4 protein-coding genes are annotated in these 3,239 nt (G+C 69.3%); 2 read left to right on the top strand and 2 right to left on the bottom strand.

Translation table 11 applies throughout. The features are described from left to right. The first annotated feature begins 94 nt into the window (after window positions 1-94). Together AC1DOC_RS25900 and AC1DOC_RS25895 are read left to right on the top strand one after the other, a co-directional pair. Window positions 95-517 carry a DUF2501 domain-containing protein gene (locus AC1DOC_RS25900; protein WP_026283808.1) on the top strand — a complete coding sequence of 141 codons (423 nt, stop codon included), beginning with the start codon at window positions 95-97 and terminating at the stop codon, window positions 515-517. Between the two features lie 88 nt (window positions 518-605). Next, the gene (locus AC1DOC_RS25895) at window positions 606-2,351 is read left to right on the top strand and encodes a SulP family inorganic anion transporter (RefSeq protein ID WP_012746981.1); all 1,746 of its coding nucleotides are present in this window, start codon (window positions 606-608) and stop codon (window positions 2,349-2,351) included. Between the two features lie 5 nt (window positions 2,352-2,356). On the opposite strand, the gene AC1DOC_RS25890 is transcribed toward AC1DOC_RS25895, so the two are convergent. Beyond that, complete coding sequence (locus AC1DOC_RS25890) at window positions 2,357-2,935, bottom strand: DUF3299 domain-containing protein (RefSeq protein ID WP_012746980.1); 579 nt, start codon at window positions 2,933-2,935, stop codon at window positions 2,357-2,359. Window positions 2,936-2,995: 60 nt separating this feature from the next. Continuing rightward, window positions 2,996-3,239: aminoacyl-tRNA hydrolase (locus tag AC1DOC_RS25885; protein ID WP_478130771.1), on the bottom strand; the 244-nt coding region annotated here is incomplete at its 5' end.

The raw sequence follows: 3,239 nt of genomic DNA, 5'->3' as shown, positions 1-3,239 counted from the left end.
GCTCTTCCGCCGCGCGTGAAACCGGGGTTCCGTCGGGGGTATGCTGACGATGGAATCTTCATTCAATCACCTCGACAAACGGGAGTTCGTCATCATGCGTTTTCGCACCGCACTGATTTCCATCGCGCTGGTTGCGGCCAGTGTCTCGGCCTCGGCCCAGTCGGACCTGCTCGGCAAGCTCAAGGACCAGATGGGCTCCTCGGGCGGCGGCGCTGCCCTCGGCGAGAACCTCGGCTTCAAGATGCCCGCGATCGGCTCCAGCACCATGGGCAATGCGGCCGGCGTGCTGCAGTACTGCGTCAAGAACAACTACCTGGGCGGCGACGCGGCCTCGGTGAAGGACAAGCTGCTGGCCAGGATCACCGGCCAGAAGCAGCAGGAAACCGGCTTCGCGAGCGGCGCCAAGGGGCTGCTCAAGGGCGGCGACGGCAAGACGCTCAACTTGAAGATGCTCTCCTCGAAGGTGAAGGAAAAAGCCTGCGACTACGTGCTCAAGAACGCGAGCTCGCTGGTCTAGCCGTTCTCCCATGCGCGCGGCCCGAATGGCCGCGCAGGTTTCCCTCTGCGGTGGCGCAGGACAATCGCCAGCAAGCCACCCACCATCCATGAATCCGGCAGCCACCCCCTCCTCCGCTTCTTCCTCCCTGCGCCAGCGCATCGCGCGCTGGGTTCCCTGCCTGGCCTGGCCCCGTCCGTCCGCGGCGCTGCTGCGCAACGAGGCCATGGCGGGCATCACGGTGGCGCTGATGGTGCTTCCGCAGGGCGTGGCCTATGCCGCGCTGGCGGGCATGCCGCTGGTCACCGGCGTGTATGCGGCGCTGTTCCCGGCGCTCATCGCGGTGATCTTCAGCTCGTCGCAGCGGCTGTCGGTCGGGCCCACGGCGCTCACCAGCCTGCTGGTGGGCGCATCGCTCGCGCCGCTGGCGGTGCCCGGCAGCGCCGAATGGGTGGAAATGGCGGTGTGGCTCACGCTGATGTCGGGCGCGATCCAGATCGCGCTGGGCATCGGGCGCTTCGGCTGGCTGCTGCGGCTGGTCAACTCGCCGGTGCTGATCGGCTTCACGCAGGGCGCGGCGGTGCTGATCGCCATCTCGCAGCTGCCGGCGCTGCTCGGCTTCACGGGGCGCACCCTTCCCCAGGTGCTGCAGGGCGGGCCGCCGCCGGACCTGATCGCCATCGCCTTCGGGCTCGGCAGCATCGCCGTGCTGTGGCTCGGCAAGCGGCTCGCGCCGCGCTTCCCGACCACCATGGCGCTGGTGGCGGGCGCCGCGGCCATCAGCTGGAGCATCGACTACGCACTGCGCGGCGGGGCCGTGGTGGGCAGCCTGCCCTCGGGCCTGCCGTCCTTCTACTGGCCAGGCCTGCTGCCGCTGAGCACATTCAGCGCGCTGGTGCTGCCCGCGCTGATGATCACGCTCGTGAGCTTTCTCGAAACCGCGTCGAGCGCCAAGGTCGACAATGCCCGCGCCGGCACGCTCTGGAACGAAAACCAGGACCTGATCGGCCAGGGCCTGGCCAAGCTGGCCTCGGGCTTCACGGGCGCCTTTCCCACCAGTTCCTCGTTCTCGCGCTCGGCCATCACGCTGTATGCGGGCGCCCAGACCGGGTGGGCCACATTGTTCAGCGTGGTGGTGGTGGCCGGCGCGCTGCTGTGGCTGATGCCGCTGCTCTATCACGTGCCGCAGGCGGTGCTGGCGGCGGTGGTGATCACGGCCATCCTGGGGCTGGTCAAGCCGGCGAGCTTCGTCGCGCTCTGGCGCGTGTCGCGCATCGAGGCGGGCATTTCGTTCGGCACCTTCGTGCTGACCATTGCCACGGCGCCGAGCATCTACTGGGGCGTGCTGGGCGGCCTGCTCGCGAGCCTGGCGCATTACATGTACCGCCACCTGCATCCGCGCATCATCGAGGTGGGCCTGCATCCCGACGGCAGCCTGCGCGACCGCAAGCTATGGAAGCTGCCGCCGCTGGCACCACAGCTCTATGCGCTGCGCATGGATGCCGAGCTCGACTTCGCCTCGGCCTCCACGCTCGAACGCGCGCTCACGACCGCGCTGGCCGAGCGCCCCGAACTCACCGACGTGTGCCTTTTTGCGCAGCCCATCAACCGCATCGACATCACGGGCGCCGAAGTGTTCGGCTCGATCCGCCGGATGATGGAAGCCAAGGGCGTACGCCTGCACCTGAGCGGCCTGAAGCTGCCGGCCATGCAGGTGCTGGAGCGCGCTGGCCTGCTCGCGCCGGGGCCGATGCTGTTCAGCTACCGCACCGACGGCGAGGCGCTGGCGGCGCTGACGCAGCAGCAGGCCGAAGTTCCGCCGCTGCCGGTGCCGGAGGGCGACGACGGCGGCTGAACACGTCAGCGCGCCGTGACGAAAGGCTCCACCGAGGCCGACTTGATCTCGTAGCCGCTCACGCCCATGTCCACGGAGGAATAGCGCGCCGCCTTCAGCAGGCCGCTCACGTGCACCGTGTCCATCGCATGCAGGCCCTTCACGGTATCGGCCGCGACCACGTGCACGATCTGGTTGGCGGGCGGCGGCGGGGTGTGGATGCAGGCGCCGAAGTAAGGCACCAGCAGGAACTCGCGGATGCCGCCCTGCGTGTTGTCCAGCGGAACGACAAAACCCGACAGGCGCGCCGCCGTGCCGTCGAGCGCCACGTTGACCGGCGCGTTGTCCCAGACGGCGCGCATCTCGTCCAGCATCTGGATCGCGCGCGGGTCGTTGTCGCGCAGCGACTCCAGGCTCAGGTTGCGGTAGCGCTTGGTCGGGTCCCAATCCTTGGGAACGAGCGCTTCCCACTTGAGTTCCTGCACGGCACCCGCCGGCGCTGCGCCGCTGCCCGCGGCCGGCCCGCAGCCCGCCAGGGCAGCGGCCCCCAGCGCCAGCAGGAAGGCCGGCAAAGCGCGGCGGAAGAAGGCTCTCATGCTGTCCATTGTGCTTGCGGCCGGTGTCCGCCGCCTTAGCGGGGCCTTAAGCGCCGGCCAGCCAGCCGGTCAGTCCCGCACCGGCCCGCGCAGGTTCTTGATCTGCGAGCGCTGGCTCTTGCCTTCGAGCCGGCGCTGCTTCGAACCGTAGGTGGGCTTGGTGGCGCGCCGCACGCGCGGCGGCGTGGCCACGCTGTCGACCACCTCCTGCAGCCGCGCGAGCGCATCGGCGCGGTTCATTTCCTGCGTGCGGTGCTGCTGCGCCTTCAGCACGAAGACGCCCTCCTGCGTGATGCGGCTGTCGCGCAGCGAC

The sequence above is a fragment of the Variovorax sp. 01T439_2 genome (genome assembly GCF_056398445.1).
Note: the sequence above shows the minus strand (reverse complement) of the source record. Positions and strands in the feature narration are given on the sequence as shown.

Coding starts and splice junctions, on each gene's coding strand:
- AC1DOC_RS25900 (WP_026283808.1), top strand. CDS start 95: ATGCGTTTTCGCACCGCACTGATTTCCATCGCGCTGGTTGCGGCCAGT.
- AC1DOC_RS25895 (WP_012746981.1), top strand. CDS start 606: ATGAATCCGGCAGCCACCCCCTCCTCCGCTTCTTCCTCCCTGCGCCAG.
- AC1DOC_RS25890 (WP_012746980.1), bottom strand. CDS start 2,935: ATGGACAGCATGAGAGCCTTCTTCCGCCGCGCTTTGCCGGCCTTCCTG.